The sequence below is a fragment of the Sphingomonas sp. Leaf22 genome (genome assembly GCF_001421715.1).
Lineage (GTDB): Bacteria > Pseudomonadota > Alphaproteobacteria > Sphingomonadales > Sphingomonadaceae > Sphingomonas.
This window is the reverse complement of the sequence record NZ_LMKP01000013.1, coordinates 40379-61606: the sequence shown is the minus strand read 5'-3', so window position 1 is coordinate 61606 and position 21228 is coordinate 40379. Positions and strand designations below refer to the sequence as shown.

The window sequence follows — 21228 nt, the reverse complement described above, 5'->3', positions numbered from 1 at the left end:
CGCTTCAACCGCCGAACCAAACGCGCCTCCAAGACCCAACAGATGCTCGAGATCACCCTCGACATCTTCCTCGCCAGAAAACGTCTACAGAGTCCGAAGTGAACACTCCCCCTTTCAGGGGGGGAGCCGCAAGCGACGGCGTCCGATGCATGATGCATGTCGATCCGGCCCGGGGCAGGGGCTCCGCAGCGGATTTACCACGGACTTGGTAAAAAGTTGCGGCGAAAGTAACGGGCCGGAGGGCGAACCCTCCGGCCGCGTCGATTACGCCAGGGTACGGACCTTGGGCTCGCGGTCCCAATAACGCTGCTTGGCGGCGTCGACGAAGGATGCGAGGTCGGTGATGCCCTCGTCCGCCTCGACGCCGGCCTTGTCGAGCAACGGCTGCGCAGCGGCGTTGTGGCCGATCGCCTTCAGGTGCCCGAACGCGTCCATGACCCACTGGACGGCTGCGCCTTCCTTGGTCAGCTTCTGCGCGGCTTCGTCCGACAGGATCACCGCACACGCATCGACGGTGACCGAGGGCTGGCCGAACAGCTGTGCATCGGCGGCGATGGTCGATCCGTCGGACAGCGGCACCTTGCCGACCTTCGGCGCGATCGTCATCGCACTGCCGCCGGCGGCCTTCACCGCGTCCTTGAGCGCCTTCAACTCACCGGCATCGGTGCCGTCGGCGATCAGGATGCCGACGGTGCGCCCTTCCAGCGTATGCTTTTCCAGCGGTCCGCGAATGATGCGGAGCGCCGGCGACACATCCATGTCGAGCACCGGTGCGGCAGTCGGCGATGCCTCGGGCAGGTCCATCGCCAGCCCATCGGCGACGCGGCCCGCCAGCCCCTCGTCGACGTTGCGCAGATTGGCGAGTACCGCGCTGCGGATATGATCGAGGCTGACCTTCGACAGCTCGAACACCAGCGCAGAGGCAATGTGCGCCTGTTCGGCCGGGTCCATCGACCGGAAGAACAGCCGCGCCTGGCTATAATGGTCGGCGAAGCTTTCGGGGCGGATGCGCAGTTTCTGGCCCTGCTCTTCCGAGGGATACGTCTTGTACCCCTTTTCCGGGTCCTCGCGCGCGCCGGCTTCCTCGCCGGCCCTTGCCAGACTGTTCGGCTCGTAATTGGCGCGGCCCTTGGGCACCGCCATCTGCATATGGCCGTCGCGCTGCTGGTTCAGGAACGGACAGCCCGCCGCTTCGGCGCGGCCCTTGGCGGCGTTGATCGGCAGCTGGTGGAAATTGACCGATCCGAGCCGCGACAGCTGCGTATCGGTATAGCTGAACAGCCGCCCTTGCAGCAGCGGATCGTTCGAAAAGCCGATGCCGGGGACGACATGGCTCGGCACGAACGCCGCCTGTTCGGTTTCGGCGAAGAAATTGTCGGGATAACGGTCGAGCACCATCCGCCCGACGATGCGGACCGGCAGGACTTCCTCCGGAATGATCTTGGTCGCGTCGAGTACGTCATAGGGCTGGCTGTCGGCAAAGGCCTCGTCGAACAGCTGGACGCCCAGTTCCCATTCGGGATAGTCGCCCCGGTCGATCCGTTCGAACAGGTCGCGACGCTGGAAATCGGGGTCGGCACCGGCGATCTTCACCGTTTCGTCCCAGATGGTCGAGGCGAGACCCGCTTTGGGCTTCCAGTGGAACTTGACGAAGGTCGACTTGCCCGCCGCATCGATCAGGCGGAAGGTGTGGACGCCGAACCCCTCCATATTGGCGAAGGTGCGCGGCAGCGTCCGGTCCGACATCGCCCACATGATCATATGCGTCGATTCGGGCATCAGTGAGATGAAGTCCCAGAAGGTGTCGTGCGCGGTCGCCGCCTGCGGATATCCGCGATCCGCCTCCATCTTGGCAGCATGGATCAGGTCGGGGAACTTGATCGCGTCCTGGATGAAGAACACCGGGATGTTGTTGCCGACCAGATCCCAATTGCCTTCGCGCGTGTAGAATTTCACCGCGAAGCCGCGCACATCGCGCGGCGTATCCACCGATCCCGATCCGCCCGCGACCGTCGAGAAGCGGACGAACACGTCGGTGCGCTGCCCCTTCTTCTGGAACAGGTCGGCGACGGTGATGTCGGACAGGCTGTCGGTGCATTCGAAATAGCCGTGCGCGGCCGATCCGCGGGCATGGACGATACGTTCGGGAATGCGCTCGTGATCGAAGTGGTTCATCTTCTCGCGGAAGACTTCGTCCTCGATCAGCACGGGTCCACGCGCGCCCGCCTTCAACTGGTTCTGGTTGTCGGAAATCGGCGTGCCGTGGTTGGTGGTCAGCACCGGGTGATCGGCATCGGTCGTCTGATGCGTCTCGCCGCCGGTTCCGGGGTTGCGGGCAATGTGATCGGTCATGGCAATCCTTCTCGTTCGGAATGCTAACGGATCGCGACCCCGCTAAGTTGCCCAAGACAAAACGCTTTGTCCGAAATCGCCGCCGCTCGTCGTGCTCGCGCCATTACCCCGGATCAAAAGGAAAGGCCCCGATCGCTCGGGGCCTTCCGGATGGTCAGAACTTGATATTCGCGTTGGCGAAGAACTGCCGCCCGACATAGTCGTAGCCCGAATAAAGCGGAGCGTTGGCAACGGTCGTGAACCCGATCGCGCTGATCCGCGGCGGCTTGGTGTCGAGCAGATTGCGGACACCGAAGGTGAACTGATACTGCTTCTGCACATTGAACTGCAGCGACAAGGAATGCAGGAAGTAGCTGCTTGCCTCCAAATAATAGTTGTCGCGATATTCCTGTTGCAGATCGGCGTCGATTTCACCGGTCAGGTTGTCGAATGCGAAATAGTCATAGGTCCGGTTGCGGTCGCCACCGGTCCAGTCGAGACCGTAGCGGATCGTGACCGGATCGATGCTGAACGTCGCGTCGAAATTGCCGACCCAATCCGGCGCGGTCAGGATCCCGTTAGAATCCGTCAGGAATTCTTCCGGGAACAGGCGCGTCGATTGTTCGGTATATTTGGTGACGTTGGCGTTCAGGATGAACTTTCCGCCGAGCAGTTCGCGGGCATAGCGGCCGTTGAATTCGAAGCCCTTGACGATGTTTTCCGACAGGTTGACGAAGCTGCTCGTCACCGTCAGCGCCTGATTGCTGTCGCGCTGGACGAACCGGCAGAAGCCTTCGGTCGGATTGAAGTTCGCACTGCCGTAGCAACGCTGCAGGATCGTCGTTCCGCTCAGGTCCGAAACGCCGTTGTCGACCTTCACGTCGAAATAATCGAGCGACAGCGATAGCTGGCCGATCGCTTCGGGCAACCGCGGACTGATGACGGCACCGATCGTCCAGTTGGTCGACGTTTCGGCGCTCAGGCCCGCTTCGGCACCGCCGACGCGGAACGACGTGATGCCGCTGCGCTGTTCGAAGTCCGCTGGCAGGCCGATCGAGGCGCAGTTGCGCGCGACGATCTGCTGGTTCGGCGACTGTTCGCCCGCGACCGGCAGCGCGCTGCACGGATCGCTGTTCGAGCCCAGGAAGCCGCTGGTGGCGCCGAGGAACTGTTCGGCCAGCGCCGGCGCGCGGTACGACGTGCCATAGCTGCCGCGGATGCCGAAGCCGCGGAACGGTTCCCATTCGCCCGCGATCTTGTAGGTCACGTCCGAACCATAGGACGCATAGTCGGTATAGCGCGCCGATCCGGTCAGGTTCAGACGATAGAAGAATGGCTGATCCTCGAGCAGCGGCACGAAGATTTCACCGAAGCCTTCCTTCACATTGTCCTTGCCGACCGTCGGCGTCGCCGCGGTCAGACCGTACAGGTTGCCGTTGACTGAATTGAGATCGGGCTGGTCGTTCAGGCTCTGTCGGCGATGCTCGACGCCCAGCGCGACTTGCACGTCACCGGCGGGCAGACGGACCAGTGGGCCGTCGATATTGAACGCATAGGTCGTCTCGCGGAAGCGGGTCTTCCCGATCGTGTTCTGGACGATGTAGTTGCGGAAATCGGTCGGCAACTGGCCGCCGATCACCGCCGCGCTCAGGAAGGGGGCAGCGACGCAGTTGGCGTTCGAGGCGATGCTGGCACAGCTGAACGTGCCGTTGGCGTTGGCGGTGACGTTCAGCGAATTGGCGAGCCGGTCGATCAGGAAGGACTCGGCTTCGTAGGTGCCGTCGTTGAACGACTTGCCGATATAGGCGTCATAGCGCCAGTTGGGGAAGAAGAAGTCGCCGCGCACGCCGCCCGACGCGCGGACATAGTCCACCGTCTGGGCAGAGGAGGTCATGCCATAGCCGATGAACGCCCGCGCCGCGATGTTGCGGCCGCTCGACGTGTTGGTGGGGTTGGCGAAGGCACCGTTGCGGATCGCTTCGGGAAGCAGCGGGCTGCCCTGGAGATAATCGAGCGACAGCTGGCGATACAGGTCCGTCGACGACTTGCGCCGCGTCGCCAGCAATTCGCCATACACTTCGGCATTGCCGAGGAAGTCCAGCTTGTAGGTCGCCGACAGATAGCCGGTATAGATTTCGGTGTCGTTGATGAGCGGCTCTTCCTCCTGCCGCGGATCGAAGGTGTCGCGGTCATAGGTGCCGACGCCGAGATAGCCGGGGAACGGGCCGGTGGTCTGGCCGGGCGCTGGTACGAACCGGTTGAACCGGCCGACGGCACCGCTGGTACGCCCGATCGCATCGCGGGTCGGCAGGCCCAGCGTATTGATCGTCACGCCACCATTATCGAGCGTGAAACAGGCACGAGGATCGTCCGGCGAAAAATTGTCGCCCGAACCGAATGCCGAGCCCTCGCCGTTCAGGAAACCGCCGATCGGGCAGCCGAAAAACGGCACGTCGTTGCGCGACAGGAGATCGCGTTTGCGATATTCGGCTGAACCGATGACGCTCAAACGATCGTTGCTGAAGCCGAAGCTGGCGCTGGCGCGGCGATCGATGCCGGCTCCGACCTCGGGCACGTTCATCTGGAAATTGAGCTGGAGGCCCTTGAGCTTCTGGTCGGTGATGATGTTGACGACGCCGGCGACCGCGTCCGATCCATAGACCGACGACGCGCCGGCCTTCAGCACCTCGATCCGTTCGACGATCGCGTTGGGCAGGACGTTCAGGTCGGCAGCGAGCAGCGATCCGCGCGTGCCGCCCGGTGCCAGTCGCCGACCGTTCAGCAGGATCAGCGTGCGGTTGGGGCCAAGGCCGCGCAGGCCAAGCGTGTTCGCGCCGCCCCCGCCGTCGGTGACGAAGCCGCCATAGGCGCTGTTGATCTGCGACGCGCCCTGCGCAACGGCATTGCTTTGCAACGCATCGCCGACGCTGGCGAAGCCGGCCTGGGTTATTTCGCCCCGACCGATCACGGTGATCGGTTCCGCCACCGAGAATTCGTCGCGGCGGATGCGCGAACCGGTGACGACGATGTCCGTGCCGACCGTCACGGTGCCGTCCTCGGCGTTCGGCGATTGCGGGTTTTGGGCGTCGCTCGGCACCTGGGTCGGATCGGGAACCGGGCTGGCTTGCGTATCGGTGGCGATGGTCTGGGCCGACGCAGGCAAAGCGATAGCGATAGCCAGCGGCGTCAATGCCGTGGCCACATAAAGATGTGACAGTTTCACAAAATTTCCCCGTTTTTCCGCCCGATAGGGCTTACCGATATAAGAGTATTCGTTCGGGAAGCCGGCAAGAGTGAAAATGTAGACGAAGCCTACTAACTTCGGAGCTGTCACATAAATGCCACGCTGGAAGTGTGATCGCAGGGGGGGGCGCTTCGAGATTCTGGATGGGTCGCACCGCACGGTCGGTTTCCGGGCGCTACGATGTTCGCAGATATGCGGGTTCCGACTGCTGCCGCATGACGTTTCGCTTAAGCAGGGTGGTCGCCGCCGACCATCGCGGACGGTTACCGTGCCCCAGCGGCGACTGCCACCGGGAGCCGCAACGAAAAAGGCGCCCGCGTTGCCGTGGGCGCCTTTCCGGATCGGTATCGCCGTGCATCGGCGCTACCGGCGGGTTCGGTTTCGATCAGATGCCGTTCTTCAGGTTGGTGTCGGCATCGTGGGTCCGCATGTCTTCGGCCTGGTTCTCGCCGGTCGCGCGAACCGCCTCGGCAGCGTTTTCCAGATTCGCCTCGACGACGTCGTTCGAGACGGCGTCCGCAGCGTCTTCGAGGTTGTCGGCAACCGCTTCTGCGTTCGCTTCGATATTGTCGGCGGCCTGTTCACGCGGGGTGTTGTTGCATGCGGCCAGCGACAGCAGACCGGCGGCGACGCCAAATGCAAATACCTTCTTCATCGTGTATCACCTTCCCTAAACCAGCGTTCGACATAACCAATGGCGAGAGGTTGGCAAGATATATCCGATTTCGGGGGTAAGCGGCTGTTTGAAAACGCCCGGATGCGCATTTTGCGGTGCCGGCCCGTGCACCCTGCCGGCCACCTCCGATCGGCGCATCGCGGTAGCACGTCGGCCATTCCGGCGGTAAGGACGCATGACCACCCGTTGTCCGATCGACGACCCGCCGACAAAGGACCTGTGCCTGATATGACGACCGACGCCCTCGAGGAACGCATCCGGTTATGCGAGATGCTGGAACGGGTCGCGGCCGAGGATCGGGATGCGTTGGGCGAATTATATCGCATGACGTCCGCCAAGCTCTTCGGCATCTGCCTGCGCATCTGTGGCGACCGCAGTTCGGCGGAAGACGTGCTGCACGAGGTGTATGCGATCATCTGGAAACGGGCCGGCGCGTTTCAGGTCGGGTCGCTCTATCCGGTCGCATGGCTGGCGACGATCGCGCGCAACCGGGCGATCGACTGGGTCCGCGGACACGGCCGGCGGCCGATGCGCCCGATCGAGGAGGCGTTCGATATCGCCGACGATACGCCCGACCAGGCGGCGACGGCGGAGCGTGCCGAAACCGTGCAACGGCTTTATGACTGCCTGAACGAACTGACGCTTGCGCAGCGCGATGCCATCCGGACCGCCTTCGTCGACGGGATGACCTATGCCGAAATCGCCGACGCCCGCGGGGTACCATTGGGGACGATGAAGAGTTGGGTCCGACGCGGATTGTTGCAGCTTCGGGGGTGTGTCGGCGATGACTGATCCTGATCCCGAAACGATGGCCGCCGAGTTCGCGTTCGGCTTGCTGGAGGGTGACGATCGATCGGCGGCGTTGCGCCGGTCGCTGTCGGACCCGCAGTTCGCGCGTGAGGTCGAATGGTGGCGGCATCGCTTTGCCGCGCTGTTCGACGACGTTCGTCCCGTCGAGGCACCGCCACTGCGGACCGACCGGATTTTTCCGGCACCCGCGGCGAAACGATCGGGGTTCCGATGGGCGTTCGTTCCGCTGGCCGGCGCGATCGCGGCGTCGGTCGCGCTCCTGCTTGTCCAGCCGAAGGGGACGGTCGAACAGCCGTCGCCACGGGTGCAGCAGACGATGCTGGCGGTACTCGTGCCCGCCGACAAGAGCGATGCGCCCTTCGCAGCGTCGATCGACCTCGATGCCAGCGAGGTTCGCGTCGCGACCAGCGGTCTGGCACCGACGGGGAAAGACGCGCAGCTGTGGATCATCCGCGACGGTGTGCCGCATTCGATCGGTCTGCTCGACCGGGCCGGCGCGACACGCCTTACCCTGCCGGTGGCCGAGCGCGGTGCGCTGGGGACGAACGAGGTGCTGGCGATATCGATCGAACCGCTGGGCGGTTCGCCCGAACCGACGCCGACCGGCCCCGTCATCGCCAGCGGCGCGCTTTCCCAGACATAGGCCGGCACGCTCCAGCCACGTTCTACCGCGCGAATAGCCGCCGCAGGAACACCGTTTCCACCTCGCGCCGCAGGTCGTTGTTCGGCTTTTTCAGAAAGCCGTGGCCTTCGTCGGCGAACAGCACATACCAGGTGTCGTTGCCGTTTGCGCGGAGGCGGGCGACGACCTGATCCGATTCCGATTGCGGCACGCGCGGGTCGTTGGCCCCCTGCATCACCAGCATCGGCTTGGTGATCCGCGCGACATTGGTGATCGGCGACACCCGCGTCAGCACGGCGCGCATCGCCGGATCGCGTTCGTCGCCATATTCGGCGCGGCGATTGTCGCGGCGATAGGCTTCGGTGTTCTGGAGGAAGGTGTTCCAGTTGCTGATGCCGTAGCGTTCGACCCCGCCGACCAGCCGGTCCGAATATTTCGTCATGACGGCAAGGCTCATATAGCCGCCATAGGACTGGCCATAGACCGCGACGCGGGCCGCATCGAGGCCGGGCTGCGTGCCGATCCAGTCGAGCAGCGCGCCGATATCCTTCACCGAATCCTCGCGCTTCGCGCCATTGTCGAGGTTCAGGTAGCGCTTGCCATAACCGTCGCTGCCACGGACGTTGGGCAGGATCACCGTCGCCTTCAGCACATCGGCGAAATATTGCGCGCCATAGTTCCAGATCGGACGCGTCTGCGCCTCCGGGCCGCCATGGATGTCGATGATGACCGGCGTCCGCGTGCCCGCCGGCACTCCCCGGGGGCGATAGACGAACGCGGGGACGGACAGGCCGTCGAACGATTTGAATCGCACCAGTTCGGGTTCGGCGAGTGTGACAGGATCGAGTTCGCCCAGTTCCGACACCGTCCAGCGCGTCAGGTCGCCGCCGGTCACCGGCCAACTCCATACGTCGCCGGCCGACGTCGCCGAGGTCAGGCCGATCGCCAGATTTCGGCCATCCGGTGAGAATTTAAGCGCGGTCAGCACCCCGCGGGGCAGAAACGGTTGCTGCAGCGCCCGGCGCGTGACGCGGTCCTGAACCACGATGCGCGAGAAGCCGTCCTCGTTCACGGCATAGGCCAGCACGCGTCCGTCGGCGGTCAGGTCGAAGCTTTCCACATCCCATTTCAGGTCCGGGGTCAGGACCGTCTGCGCACCGCTAGCGATATCGATCTCGACCAGCCGGCGGGTGTCGCTGCCGGCATCGGAGATGGCGATCAGCTTGCGGCCGCCCGGCAGATAGCGCGGATCGGCATAGACCGCGCCAGCGGCGTTCGGCGCGATCCGCGTTGCCTTGCCGCTGGCGATATTGAGTTCGAACAGCTGGTCCTCGCGGTTGGACAGGCTGCGCACGAAAATCAGCCGCGCGGCGTCGGGCGCGATATCGGCGGGTGCCACCGCACCGTCGGACTGGTAGAGCGTACGCGGTTTCCCGCCCGCCTTCGGATCGATGCCGAGGATCGCATAGGCAGCGCTGCCCCTGGTCGCGCGCGCCCATGCCATCAGCGCACCGTCCTTGCTGAAGACCGGCGACTGGTTGCGCGTCCCGGCCTCGGTCAGCGGCGTCGCGACACCGGCGAGACCGCGCGTGTACAGCTGAAACCATTCGTCCCCGCCCGTGTCGCGCGTCATCACGAACCGGTCGCTGCCGGGGATCGTCGTCGCTGCGGCGACCGGTTCGGCGCCGAAGGTGATCTGCGTCCGTGCGCCGCCGGGGGCCGCGACATGATGCAGTTGCTGGGTTGCGCCGAAGCGCGTGGCGATCAGCATCGAACCGTCGGGCAGCCAGTCCTCGAACTGTGCCGCGCGGCTGTTCTGATAGCGCTGCACCGCCTCGCGCACATCGGCGGGAATGTCGGGCACGCCCGACAGGGTGGCGGTGCCGACCTGCCGCGTGGGCACGGTCTGCGCAGCGGTTCCGGTGGCGAGGGCGAATAGCGCGACGGTGGCGACGAAAGGCTTGATCATTCGCGAAGTGTCGGATGCCGGGCACCGCGAGGTCAAGGGCGGGGGCAATATGCCACCGCCCGGGACGCCGCATGGCGTCCAAACCGACCGAAAAAGCGACATCTATATGCGCGCACTATGCGATTACCCGGAATCGCTCTCGAATTGCTACGCGATATGGGCCTAATCGCGCGTCCCTGAAGGCAGCGTCATGCGACGTTCGCCGCGCAAAGGGATGGCTGGAATGAAGTTTTATCAGGCGGCCGCAGTCGTGGCGCTGTTCGCGCTGCCGGCCGCGGCGCAAGCCCAATCGGCACCCGCCGACGACGCGGAAGCGTCCGCCGGGACCGCATCGTCCCCGGCGATCACGATCAGCGGGTCGGCGTCGATCGCGTCCGATTACCGGTTCCGCGGCGTATCGCAGTCCGATCAGGAAATGGCGGTGCAGGGCGGCATCACCGTCGCGCACGACAGCGGCCTGTATATTGGAACATGGGGTTCGAACCTTGCCGGCTGGGGCACGTTCGGCGGGGCCAATATGGAGCTCGACCTGATCGGCGGGTACAAGGCGAGGCTGTCCGACACCGCGACGCTGGACGTCGGGCTGACCTGGTACCTCTATCCGGGTGGTGCCGACAAGACCGATTTCGCCGAACCCTATGCCAGACTGACCGGCATTGCCGGGCCGGCGACGCTCACCGCCGGTGCTGCCTATGCGCCGAGGCAGGAGGCCATCGGCAAATGGTACGACACCGGTGCCGCCGCTGCCGCCGGAACCTACACCGATCCCGGTGCCAGGGACGACAACCTGTATCTGTGGGGCGACGGCGCGTTCGCGCTCGCCGGTACGCCGATCACCGCCCGGGCGCATGTCGGCCATAGCTGGGGACAGGACGGGCTCGGTCCGAACGCGACCGCGGTTTCGCCCACCGGCACCTATTGGGATTGGTCGTTCGGGGCAGATGCCACGTACAAAAACCTGACGTTCAACGTCAGCTATGTCGATACCGACATTTCGAACCGCGAGGCGACGTACCTCCGCCCCAGTTTCAGCAAGGGTCAGGACGGCACCGGCAACATCGCCGGCGGCACCGTCGTGGTCGCGCTGACCGCTGCCTTCTGAGCTTTGGAGAACACCGATGCATGACCTGCTGTGGGTCGCGATCATGGTCGGACTAATGGCGCTGACGCTCGCCTATGTCCGCCTTTGCGACAATGCGTGAGGGAGCGCTGACATGACGCTCGATCTCTGGCTGGCGGCGCTGACCGCGCTCGGCCTTCTCGTCTATCTCGTGGGCGTCCTGATCCGCCCCGAACGCTTCTGAAAGGGGCGGCACCATGACATTTCAGGGCTGGTTCCTGATCATCGCCTTTACCGGCATCCTGCTGGCACTCGCCAAGCCGGTCGGTCTGTGGCTGTTCGCGCTGTACGAAGGGCGACGCACCCCGCTTCACCTCCTGCTCGGCCCGGTCGAGCGGGGCTTCTACAGGTTGTCGGGTATCGATCCCTCGCAGGAGCAGAGCTGGCGCCGCTACGCGGTGCACATGCTCCTGTTCAACGCGGTCCTCATGGCGTTCACCTATGCGGTGCTGCGTCTGCAGGGCATCTTGCCGGGCAACCCGCAGCATCTGGCCGGCGTCGGCGAGCATCTGTCGTTCAACACCGCGATCAGCTTCACCGCCAACACTAACTGGCAAAGCTATGGCGGCGAGAGCACCATGTCGAACCTCAGCCAGATGCTGGGGCTGACGATCCACAACTTCCTGTCGTCGGCGACCGGCATCGCGCTGGCCTTCGCACTGTTTCGTGGGTTCGCGCGGCGGGAAACGAAGACGGTCGGTAACTTCTGGGCCGATGTGACGCGGATCACGCTCTATCTGCTGCTGCCGCTCTGCATCGCGCTGACCCTCTTCTACATCGCCAGCGGCGTGCCGCAGACGCTGGGCGGGGTCGTCGACGTGCAGACGCTGGAGGGCGCGCGCCAGTCGATCCTGCTGGGGCCGGTCGCTTCGCAGGAAGCGATCAAGATGCTCGGCACCAATGGCGGCGGCTTCTTCAACGCCAATTCGTCGCATCCGTTCGAGAACCCGACGGCGCTGACCAACTTCATCCAGATGCTGTCGATCTTTGTCATCGGCGTCGGGCTGACCTGGACCTTCGGCAAGGCGGTCGGCAACCCGCGACAGGGCTGGGCGATCCTCGCGGCGATGATGGTCCTGTTCCTCGCTGGCACGACCGTTACCTACTGGGCGGAAGCGGTAGGTAACCCGGTGCTGCACCAGATCGGCGTCGCGGGCGGCAATATGGAGGGCAAGGAGGTGCGCTTCGGCATCGCCGCCTCCGCGCTCTTCTCGGTCGTCACCACCGCCGCGTCGTGCGGTGCGGTCAACGCGATGCACGACAGCTTCACGGCGCTCGGCGGGCTGATCCCGCTGTTCAACATGCAGCTGGGCGAGGTCGTGATCGGCGGCGTCGGTGCCGGCATCTACGGCTTCCTGCTGTTTGCCATCCTCGCGGTGTTCGTCGCCGGGCTGATGGTCGGCCGCACGCCCGAATATGTCGGCAAGAAGATCGAGGCGCGCGAGGTCAAGCTGGCGGTCCTCGCCATCGCGGTGCTGCCGCTGATGATCCTCGGCCTGACCGCCCTGTCGTCGGTGCAGGAACAGGGGCTGGCCGGGCCGCTGAACAAGGGGCCGCACGGCTTTTCGGAGATCCTCTACGCCTTCACCTCCGCCGTCGCGAACAACGGTTCGGCCTTTGCCGGACTGACCGCCAACACGCCGTGGTACAACGGGCTGCTGGGGGTCGCGATGTGGGTCGGCCGCTTCTTCGTCATCGTGCCGATGCTGGCGATCGCCGGCAGCCTCGCGGCGAAGAAATACACGCCGGAAAGCGCGGGATCGTTCCCGACGACGGGCGGCCTGTGGGTCGGCCTGCTGGTGGGCATCATCCTCGTTCTGGGTGGCCTCACCTTCCTGCCGAGCCTCGCGCTCGGTCCGATCGCCGATCATCTCGCGATGATCCGCGGCCAGTTGTTCTGACACGGGGGCCATCATGGCGAAAACCCAATCACAAAAAGATCCGGCCAAGAGCCTGTTTACAGCCGATCTCGTCCTGCCCGCGATCACCGCGTCGTTCCTGAAGCTCAACCCAAGGGAGCTTGTCCGCAACCCGGTCATGTTCGTCACCGCCGTCGTTGCGGCGCTGATGACCGTCCTGCTCGTCGTCGGGCAGGACGGCCTGACGATCGGGTTCAAGCTCCAGCTGGTCGTCTGGCTGTGGCTGACCGTGTTGTTCGGCACTTTTGCCGAGGCGCTGGCCGAGGGGCGCGGCAAGGCGCAGGCGGCGAGCCTGCGCGCCACCAAGGCCGAACTGACGGCCAAGCGGCTGAAGGGCGACGGGCGCGCATATGACGCGGTGCCCGCCAGCCAGCTGAGGGTCGGCGACGTCGTGCTGGTCGAGACGAACGACCTGATCCCGTCGGACGGCGACGTCGTATCGGGCGTCGCGTCGGTCAACGAAGCGGCGATCACCGGTGAAAGCGCACCGGTGATCCGCGAGGCCGGCGGCGATCGCTCGGCCGTGACCGCGGGCACGCGCGTCATTTCCGACGAGATCCGCGTCAAGGTGACGGTCGAGCCGGGCAAGGGCTTTCTCGACCGCATGATCGCGCTGGTCGAGGGGGCCGAACGGCAGAAGACGCCCAACGAGATCGCGCTGACGCTGTTGCTCGTCGGTCTGACCATCATCTTCCTGATCGCGGTCGCCACCATTCCGGGCTTCGCCGCCTATGCGGGCGGCAGCATCCCCGTCGCCATTCTCGCCGCGTTGCTCATCACGCTGATCCCGACGACGATCGCGGCGCTGCTGTCGGCGATCGGGATCGCGGGCATGGACCGGCTCGTCCGCTTCAACGTGCTCGCGAAATCGGGCCGCGCGGTCGAGGCGGCGGGCGATATCGACGTCCTGCTGCTCGACAAGACCGGCACGATCACGATCGGCGACCGGCAGGCAAGCGAGTTCCGGGCGGTCGGCGGCACCAGCGATGCCGAACTGGCCGAAGCCGCCCTGTTCGCCAGCCTTGCGGACGAAACGCCCGAAGGCCGTTCGATCGTGGTGCTGGCGCGCGAAGCGTTCAATCTGCAACGGCTGATGCCCGCCGGGGCGGAGGTCATCCCGTTCACCGCCCAGACCCGCGTATCGGGCGTCCGCTTCGACGGCACGCTAATCCAGAAGGGGGCCGTCGTCTCGATCCTGAAGGCGAACCCCGGGTCGGGCGAGACGGCGGCGGCAACCGAACTGCGCCGCATCACCGACGAGATCGCACGCGCCGGCGGTACCCCGCTGGCGGTGGCCAAGGATGGCCGCCTGCTCGGCGCGATCTTCCTGAAGGACGTGGTGAAGGCGGGTATCCGCGAACGCTTCGGCGAGCTGCGCACGATGGGCATCCGCACGGTGATGATCACCGGCGACAACCCGCTGACCGCCGCTGCCATCGCCGCCGAGGCGGGGGTGGACGACTTCCTCGCGCAGGCGACGCCCGAAGACAAGCTGGCGCTGATCCGCACGGAACAGCTGGGCGGCAAGCTGGTGGCGATGTGTGGCGACGGCACCAACGACGCGCCCGCCCTCGCGCAGGCCGATGTCGGCGTGGCGATGAACACCGGCACGCAGGCCGCGCGCGAGGCGGGCAACATGGTCGACCTCGACAGCGATCCGACCAAGCTGATCGAGGTGGTGGGCCTCGGCAAGCAGTTGCTGATGACGCGCGGTGCGCTCACGACCTTCTCGGTCGCCAACGACGTGGCCAAGTATTTCGCGATCATTCCCGCGATGTTCGTCGCGCTCTATCCGGGCCTCGGCGTGCTGAACGTCATGGGCCTCGGCTCGCCCCAGTCGGCGATCCTGAGCGCGATCATCTTCAACGCGGTCATCATCCCGCTGCTGGTGCCGCTGGCACTGAAGGGCGTGGCATACAAGCCGATGGCGGCGGGGCCATTATTGGCACGCAACCTCGCCATCTACGGTTTTGGGGGTCTTCTCGCCCCGTTCGTCGGCATCAAGATCATCGACCTTGTGGTCGGTGGCCTCGGCCTCGCGTAAGGATCGATATCATGGGCAAAGATTTTTCTACCGCGCTGCGTCCGGCGATCGTCATGACGATCCTGTTCGCGCTGCTGCTCGGGCTGGCATACCCTCTCGCGATGACCGGTATCGGCCAGGCGATCTTCCCGAGCCAGGCCAATGGCAGTCTCGTTCGCGACACGACCGGCCGGGTCATCGGATCGACCGTCGTCGGACAGGCCTTCACCGCCGACCGCTATTTCCAGACGCGGCCGTCGGCGGCCGGCAAGGGCTATGACGGGCTCGCCTCGTCCGGTTCGAACCTGGGTCCGACGAGCCGGGCGCTGGTCGACCGGGTAACGCCGGATGTCGCGAAACGCCGGGGTGAGGGGCTGACCGGCGCGGTGCCCGCCGATCTGGTCACCGCCAGCGGTTCGGGGCTGGACCCCGATCTGTCGCCGGCGGCGGCGATGGTACAGGTGCCGCGCATCGCGCGCGTACGCGGCATCTCGCCCGATCGCGTTCGCGCGATCGTGACTGGAAACACCGAAACCTCGCTGCTGGGGGATCCCCACGTCAACGTCCTCGCGCTCAATACGGCGCTCGACGCGGTGCCCGGCGCGCCGGTCCGGTCGCCCGCGCGCTGATGCCGGTGGCGGGATCCGGACCGGACATGGCGCGTCCCGATCCTGACGCCCTTCTGCGCGCGGCCGAGCAGGAGGGCAGGGGGCGGCTGAAGATCTTCCTCGGCGCGGCCCCCGGCGTCGGCAAGACCTATGAAATGCTGTCCGAAGGGGCCGCCCGGCAGCGCGACGGGGTCGATGTCGTCATCGGCGTCGTCGAAACCCATGGCCGCGCCGAAACCGAGGCGCTGCTGCGCGGCCATGAGATCGTCGCCCGGCGCGACATGGCCTATGAAGGGCGCACGCTGCGCGAGATGGATATCGACGCCATCCTGCACCGTGCGCCGCGTCTGGCGCTGGTCGACGAACTGGCCCACACCAACGCGCCGGGCAGCCGGCATCCCAAACGCTATCAGGATGTCGAGGAGCTGCTGGCGGCGGGCATCGACGTCTATTCGACCGTCAACATCCAGCACGTCGAAAGCCTGAACGATATCGTCGCCAGCTTCACCCGGGTGCGGGTGCGCGAGACGGTGCCCGACCGCATCCTCGAAATCGCCGAGATCGAGGTCGTCGACATTCCGCCCGACGAGCTGATCGAGCGGTTGAAAGCGGGGAAGGTCTATCTCCCCGCCGAAGCAAGTCGCGCGCTCGAGCACTTCTTTTCGAAATCGAACCTGTCCGCGTTGCGCGAACTGGCGCTTCGACGGGCGGCACAGGCCGTCGATGCCCGGATGCTGGACGATGTCCGGTCCTTGGGACTCGGCGGTACCTGGGCCGGGGGCGACCGCATCGTCGTCGCGATCAGCGAGCTGCCGGGGTGCGACGCGCTGGTGCGTGCCGCCAAGCGGGTCGCCGATGGCTTGCGTGGCCCATGGACCGCGGTGTTCATCGAAACCCCGCGCGCTGCGCACTTCACCGACGAACAGCACGCCCGGATCGCGGCGACGATGACGCTGGCGACGCAGCTGGGCGGCGCGGTCGCGACCGTGCCCGCCGAAAATGTCGTGGCCGGCATCCAGTCCGTGCTGCTCGACCTGCGCGCTACCCAGCTGGTGCTGGGCAAGGCGGACCGTTCGCGCTGGTTCGAGCTTCGCCATGGGTCGGTCGTCGACCGGCTGGTCCGCGATACCCCCGGCGTCACCGTTCACGTGCTGCCGATGCCGAGCGCGCCATCGGGCCGGCAGCACATCCGGCGACGGCCGGGGCAATGGGGTACGCCCGCCGGCTATGCGATCACCAGCGTGATGGTCGCGGCGATCACCGGCCTCGCCAGCGCGCTGTTCCAGATCCTCGACCTCGGCAACGTGGCGCTGCTCTATCTGCTGCCGGTGATGGCGGCGGSGAGCCTCTATGGCCTGCGGACGGGCCTGTACGCCGGCATCGCCTCCAGCCTCGCCTATAATTTCTTCTTCCTGCCGCCGACCGGGACGCTGACGGTCAGCAATCCCGAAAACCTGATCTCGATAATCGTGCTGCTCGGCATCGCCATCGCGACCAGCCAGCTGACCGCGCGGGTGCGCGCGCAGGCCGATCTGGCCACCGCCAGCGCGCGGACCAACGCGACGCTGGCCGGCTTCCTGCGCCAGATCGCCGGGGTCAACGACCGCGATGTCGCTGCGCAGATGATCTGTGACGATGTCCGCCGGCTGCTCGACGTACAGGTCGTGCTGCTCGGCCGTGGGCATGGCGCGGCGCTCGACATCATCGCGGTCAGCGACCCGGCCTATCGCCTCGACACGATGGACAATGCCGCGGCCAGCTGGGCCTTCGACACCGGCAGCCCGGCGGGCAAGGGATCGGGGACGCTTGCCGCCTCGGAATGGCTGTTCCAGCCGATGAAGGCGGGCGACCGGGTCCTCGGTGTGCTGGGCGTCGCCAGCGACAAGGCCGGCAGCCCGGTGCGCGCCGATCAGTTGCCGCTGCTCGGCAGCCTGATCGACCAGTCCGCGCTGGTGCTCGAACGGCTGCGGCTTCAGGCCGAGATGCGCGACGTCGATGTGGTCCGCACCCGTGACCGGCTTCGCGCCGCGCTGCTATCCTCGGTCAGCCACGATCTGCGCACGCCGCTGACCGCGGTGATCGCCGCCGCGGCCGAACTGCATCACGGGGTCACGCCCGAACTGATCGGTACGATCGAGAGCGAGGCGCAGCGGCTCAATCGCTTCGTCGCCAACCTGCTCGACATGGCCCGGGTCGAGGCGGGGGCGCTGAAACTGAATATCGAGGCGACCGACCTGAGCGATGCGGTCACCGGGGCGGCGCACGATGCCCGACGTGCGCTGGAGGGACATGCCGTGCGTCTGGACGTCCCGCCAGACTTGCCGCTGGTGCGGGCCGATCCGCAGCTGCTCCATCACTGCCTGTTGAACCTGCTCGACAATGCCGGCCGATATGGCGAGCCGGGGACGGACATCGTGATCGAGGGGCGAAACCGGTATGGCGAGCTGCGGCTCGCGGTCCTCGATCACGGGCCGGGATTGCCGCCGGGTCGCGAGCGCGAGGTGTTCGAAATGTTCAAACGTCTGGAGGGGTCCGATCGCGCGATCGGCGGGACCGGCCTCGGGCTCGCCATCGTCAAGGCGTTCGCGGAGGCGATGGGCATGACCGTCGAAGCCTCAAACCGCCCCGACGGCACCGGTGCCGCCTTCGCGCTGGTGTTCCCGCCCGCCCTGATCGTCCAACCGCACGCGACCGAAAGCGCCCCTCGCCATGCCGGCTAAAATCCTTGTCGTGGACGACGACGCGGCGATCCGCCGGTTGCTTCGCAACACGCTGTTGCGGGCCGACTATGCCGTCGTCGAGGCCGAAGATGCCAAAGGCGCGCTGCGGCAGGCGGCGGTCGAGCATCCCGATGCCGTCCTGCTCGACCTCGGCCTTCCCGATCGTGACGGGCTGAGCATCATCCCGCAGTTGCGCGCGCAGGGCGACATCGTGATCCTCGTCGTATCGGCACGCGACGCGACCGACGAGAAGGTCACCGCGCTCGATCTCGGCGCGGACGATTTCGTGACGAAGCCGTTCGATACCGACGAACTGCTCGCCCGGTTGCGGGTCGCGCTGCGTCATCAGGGGGTGTCACCCGCCACGCAGAAGATCGTCCGCCGCGGCGACCTCAGCATCGATCTCGATCGGCGGATCGTTCGTCGGGGCAAGGAGGAGCTGCACCTCACCCGGAAGGAGCATGACGTGCTCGGCATGCTGGCGCGGCATATCGGCCGCGTCGTGACGCATGAGCGGGTGCTGTCCGCGTGCTGGGGCGCGGAGGAGGAACCGCGCGTCGAATATTTGCGCATCGTCATCCGCAACCTGCGCCAAAAACTCGAAGCCCCCGGACCGGTGGGCAGTGTCATCGCCAACGAACTCGGCGTCGGATATCGGCTACGCGCCGACCATTGACGCTAGTCTTGGCCTGTCGATAAACCTCCTTGAGTTGCGGCGGCAGGCACGCGCGGGCGCAACAGCAGCAAGGTCAGGCCACATCCGGCCACCGGAAACAGCAACGCCCCGAAGGTGAAGGTCGACCAGCTGTCCGCCGATTGCGGGGGGGCCATGGCGACCAGCGCGCCGGATGCCAGATTCCCGAGCGCGGCGGCGGATTTCAGCGTGGTCAGGAACAGGCCGACCGGGGTCGCCTCGTTCGCTGCCGACCGTTGCGCGGCCAGCGCGAGCATCGCCCAGATCGCCAGATTCATCGCGGCAAGCGCGCTGCCGAGCAACAGGAGCATCGCGGTGCCGATCGGCCCACGCGACCCGATCGCCAGCCCCGCCATCGCGACGATGGTCGTGCCATGCCCGATCCGCGAGATCGCGACCGACGACAGGCGGCGGGACAGCGCCATCCAGCCCGGCAGCGACAGCGCCTGACCCAGCGTGATCGTCGCGAGCGCGGGTCCGGCCCAGCCCGCATCGTGATGCACCGCCTGTCCGAAAAAGGGCAATGTGCGCAGGAACAGCGGCACTGCCCCGGCCTGGATCGCCGCGACCAGCAGCGTTCGGCGGAACGCTTCGTGCCGCCACAATCCGCGCAACCGGTCGCGCGGCGACAGCTGCTGGCGGTGCCCGGTTCGTCCTCCCAGATGCCGGGTCGCGATTACGGCGATGGCGAGCGTCGCTGCGTATAACAGCCCGCCCATCAGCGCGCTGATGGCGAACGCATCCTGCCGCGCCGCCGCGTCGGACGGGGCGAGGATCCAGGTCGACGCCAGCGCCACCAGCCCGGCACCGCACGCGCTGAAGATCAGTCGATAGCCCGATACCGACGACGCATCGCCCGGTGTCCGGGCAACGCGGACCAGCAGCGTGTTATGGCCGACATCGCATAGCGAATAGCCGACCCGGCACAGAAAGATCGCCGCCGCGATCGCCCCCGGCCGATCGAGCGTGAACAACAGGTAGAACCCGGTCGCGCACATCGGCGTGCCGATCACGATCAGCCGCCCCAGCCGGTCGCCGCTGCCATGGGCATCGGCCCATAAGGCGATACCCAGATCGAACAGCCCGTCCCACAACATCGCCGCCGCCAGCAATCCGCCCGCCAGCATTGGCGGCAATCCCGCGATCGACACCAGATAGAACAGCATGAAGTTTTCGAAACTGGTCCAGACGACGCTCTTGCCCAGATTGCCGATGCTGTAGCCGATCCGGGTCGGCAGCGAAGTCGGGACGGGATCGGCAGCGGAAGGCATGATGGCTGCGCATAGGCGGCGGCGATTTCATTTATTTGACACGTCGCAACTATATCATCCGCATCATGTCGCGTCCGCACCGCCCGCCCATCCCGCTCAGCGAACCGCAACGCCGGGTCCTGATCCAGTTGCGGATCGAGGGGACCGCCCCGCGGACGCGACTGGCGCAGGTGCTGGGGATGAACGGCGCGACGGTGACCCGGCTGACCCAATCGCTGTTGGCGCTCGGCTTGATCGAGGAACGCGAATCCCCCGAAGCGGTGGCGCGGGGGCGGCCATTGGTGCCGCTGACCGTGTCAGGGGGCGGCGGCTGGGCGATCGGTGCGACGCCGCATCCCGGTTGGCTGGAACTGGTGCTGGTCGATTTTCGCGGCCGGCCGCTGGTACATGATACGACGCCATTCGACAGTCCCGACCCCCGCGTGTTCGCGCGCGCCGTCGAGGCGCGGTTGCAGGCGCTGGCGGCGGCACACGGATTCATGCGCGGCCAGTTTCTGGGGATGGGGGTCGCCGTTCCGGGCTATGCCCTGTCGGGCGACCGCAATCGTCGCGCCGTCGTCGACCGCGTCGCCGGGTGGGACGACGTGCCGCTGGCCGAGATCATCGGCGACGTGCTGGGCATGCCGGTGTGGATCGAGAACGACGCCAGCGTCGCCGGGCTGGCCGAATATTATCAGGACGGCATCATCGGTCGCTATCGATCGGTCCTGACCCTGTTTCTGGGGCATGGCGTCGGCGGCGGATTGATTGCGGAGCGCGACCTGTTCCTCGGCGAACATGGCAATGCCGGTGAGGTCGGACGGCTGTTTCCCGGTGATGGCGACCGGCCATCGGGCATCGACCTGCTGCGGACCCTGCGTGCCGAGGGTGTCGAGGTCGATTCGCTAGCGGACATCGACGGATTGATGGCGACGCATCGGGCGATCATCGACCGCTGGACCGACCGGGTGATCGGGCAGCTGGACCTGGCCGTGCTGAGCGGCATCGTCTGGCTCGATCCCGGCGCGATCATCGTGTCGGGCGCATTGCCGCTGCCGCTGCTGCGCCGCATCGCCGACGGGCTGGACGCGATCGGCCGTCGTCGCGGCGACAAGTATCGGGCGACCCTGCCGCCTGTGCTTGCGTCCGCCATCGGCAGCAAGGCGGTGGTGATCGGCGCGGCGATGATCCCGATCCACGCGATCACGTCCCATCAAACCACGATTTAATTGCGTGTAAGCA

Annotated in this window: 15 protein-coding genes; 10 read left to right on the top strand and 5 right to left on the bottom strand. The window is 66.1% G+C overall.

Features of this window, described 5'->3' with window-relative positions; all coding sequences use genetic code 11:
• Positions 1–264: 264 nt before the first annotated feature.
• The 3 genes from ASE70_RS08930 to ASE70_RS08920 form a co-directional block, all read right to left on the bottom strand.
• Complete coding sequence (locus ASE70_RS08930) at positions 265–2352, bottom strand: catalase (RefSeq protein WP_056503712.1); 2088 nt, start codon at positions 2350–2352, stop codon at positions 265–267.
• A gap of 154 nt (positions 2353–2506) precedes the next feature.
• A complete protein-coding gene (locus tag ASE70_RS08925) occupies positions 2507–5494 on the bottom strand; it encodes a TonB-dependent receptor plug domain-containing protein (protein WP_235512228.1) in 2988 nt (995 codons plus the stop codon).
• A 466-nt stretch (positions 5495–5960) separates the two neighbouring features.
• A complete protein-coding gene (locus ASE70_RS08920; RefSeq protein WP_056397543.1) occupies positions 5961–6230 on the bottom strand; it encodes a hypothetical protein in 270 nt (89 codons plus the stop codon).
• 249 nt (positions 6231–6479) lie between these two features.
• Here ASE70_RS08920 and ASE70_RS08915 point away from each other — a divergent pair, with 249 nt between their 5' ends.
• Together ASE70_RS08915 and ASE70_RS08910 are read left to right on the top strand one after the other, a co-directional pair.
• Positions 6480–7043, top strand: a complete 564-nt coding sequence (locus tag ASE70_RS08915) for a sigma-70 family RNA polymerase sigma factor (protein WP_056397545.1) — start codon at positions 6480–6482, stop codon at positions 7041–7043.
• The gene (locus ASE70_RS08910) at positions 7036–7704 is read left to right on the top strand and encodes an anti-sigma factor (RefSeq protein ID WP_156356101.1); all 669 of its coding nucleotides are present in this window, start codon (positions 7036–7038) and stop codon (positions 7702–7704) included. The genes ASE70_RS08915 and ASE70_RS08910 overlap by 8 nt, the downstream gene beginning before the upstream one ends.
• A 22-nt stretch (positions 7705–7726) precedes the next feature.
• Here the strand turns inward: ASE70_RS08910 and ASE70_RS08905 are convergent, their stop codons facing one another.
• A complete protein-coding gene (locus ASE70_RS08905; RefSeq protein ID WP_056503707.1) occupies positions 7727–9652 on the bottom strand; it encodes a S9 family peptidase in 1926 nt (641 codons plus the stop codon).
• Between the two features lie 223 nt (positions 9653–9875).
• Between ASE70_RS08905 and ASE70_RS08900 the strand changes: the two genes are divergently transcribed.
• The 7 genes from ASE70_RS08900 (at position 9876) to ASE70_RS08870 (ending at position 18718) form a co-directional block, all read left to right on the top strand.
• Positions 9876–10754 (top strand): TorF family putative porin, encoded by an 879-nt coding sequence (locus ASE70_RS08900; RefSeq protein ID WP_056503704.1) that lies wholly within the window; start codon positions 9876–9878, stop codon positions 10752–10754.
• A 112-nt stretch (positions 10755–10866) separates the two neighbouring features.
• Positions 10867–10956: a K(+)-transporting ATPase subunit F gene (kdpF, locus tag ASE70_RS08895; RefSeq protein WP_056397559.1), complete on the top strand. Its 90-nt coding sequence runs from the start codon at positions 10867–10869 to the stop codon at positions 10954–10956.
• 13 nt (positions 10957–10969) lie between these two features.
• Positions 10970–12673, top strand: coding sequence for a potassium-transporting ATPase subunit KdpA (gene kdpA, locus ASE70_RS08890; RefSeq protein WP_056503702.1), 1704 nt, complete (start codon positions 10970–10972; stop codon positions 12671–12673).
• Between the two features lie 13 nt (positions 12674–12686).
• Positions 12687–14735, top strand: a complete 2049-nt coding sequence (gene kdpB / locus ASE70_RS08885; RefSeq protein WP_056503697.1) for a potassium-transporting ATPase subunit KdpB — start codon at positions 12687–12689, stop codon at positions 14733–14735.
• Positions 14736–14746: 11 nt separating this feature from the next.
• Positions 14747–15343 (top strand): potassium-transporting ATPase subunit KdpC, encoded by a 597-nt coding sequence (gene kdpC, locus ASE70_RS08880; protein ID WP_056503694.1) that lies wholly within the window; start codon positions 14747–14749, stop codon positions 15341–15343.
• Between the two features lie 26 nt (positions 15344–15369).
• Positions 15370–18042 (top strand): sensor histidine kinase, encoded by a 2673-nt coding sequence (locus tag ASE70_RS08875; protein WP_056503690.1) that lies wholly within the window; start codon positions 15370–15372, stop codon positions 18040–18042.
• Positions 18032–18718: a response regulator transcription factor gene (locus ASE70_RS08870; protein WP_056503685.1), complete on the top strand. Its 687-nt coding sequence runs from the start codon at positions 18032–18034 to the stop codon at positions 18716–18718. The genes ASE70_RS08875 and ASE70_RS08870 overlap by 11 nt, the downstream gene beginning before the upstream one ends.
• 2 nt (positions 18719–18720) lie before the next feature.
• Here ASE70_RS08870 and ASE70_RS08865 read toward each other — a convergent pair whose 3' ends face one another.
• Entirely contained in the window at positions 18721–20007 is a 1287-nt protein-coding gene (locus ASE70_RS08865) for an MFS transporter (RefSeq protein WP_056503681.1), read from the bottom strand.
• A gap of 35 nt (positions 20008–20042) precedes the next feature.
• On the opposite strand from ASE70_RS08865, the gene ASE70_RS08860 reads away from it, so the two are divergent.
• On the top strand, positions 20043–21215 hold the full coding sequence (locus tag ASE70_RS08860) for an ROK family transcriptional regulator (protein WP_235519705.1): 1173 nt from the start codon (positions 20043–20045) through the stop codon (positions 21213–21215).
• Positions 21216–21228: the final 13 nt, after the last annotated feature.